Here is a 703-nt window from a genome sequence, read left to right as displayed (position 1 = left end):
CAAAGCGCAGGCCGTTTTCCATCGCGATCGGCGCGATCAGTTCAACACCAAACGACACGTTGTCGCCCGGCATCACCATCTCGGTGCCCTCGGCCAGCTGAACCGTGCCCGTCACGTCCGTCGTACGGAAGTAGAATTGCGGACGGTAGTTCGCAAAGAACGGCGTGTGACGGCCACCCTCTTCCTTGGTCAGGATGTAGGCTTCGGCCTCGAACTTGGTGTGCGGTGTCACCGAACCCGGCTTACACAGAACCTGGCCACGCTCAACCGCGTCACGGTCGATACCACGCAGCAGCGCGCCGATGTTGTCGCCTGCTTCACCACGGTCCAGCAGCTTGCGGAACATTTCCACGCCTGTGCAGGTCGTTTTCTGCGTGTCCTTGATGCCGACGATTTCGATCTCGTCGCCCACGTTGATCACGCCACGCTCCACACGACCGGTCACAACCGTACCACGACCGGAGATCGAGAACACGTCCTCAACCGGCATCAGGAAGGGCTGGTCAACCGCACGCTCAGGCGTCGGGATGTATTCGTCCACAGCCGCCATCAGCTCTTTGATCTTGTCTTCGCCGATGTTGGCATCACGGCCTTCCATCGCCGCCAGCGCGGAACCCGCGATGATCGGTGTGTCGTCGCCGGGGTACTCATAGGTGTCCAGCAGTTCGCGGACTTCCATTTCCACCAGTTCCAGCAGCTCTTC

Annotated in this window: 1 protein-coding gene; it reads right to left on the bottom strand. The window is 60.6% G+C overall.

Features of this window, described 5'->3' with window-relative positions:
• On the bottom strand, window positions 1–703 hold a 703-nt coding region (locus IE087_RS23445), incomplete at both ends, for an EF-Tu C-terminal domain-related protein (protein ID WP_268244669.1).

Source organism: Tateyamaria omphalii, from assembly GCF_014651375.1.
GTDB classification, from domain to species: Bacteria; Pseudomonadota; Alphaproteobacteria; order Rhodobacterales; family Rhodobacteraceae; genus Tateyamaria; species Tateyamaria omphalii.
The sequence above is the reverse complement of the archived record's forward strand: the minus strand, read 5'-3'. Positions and strand labels throughout refer to the sequence as shown.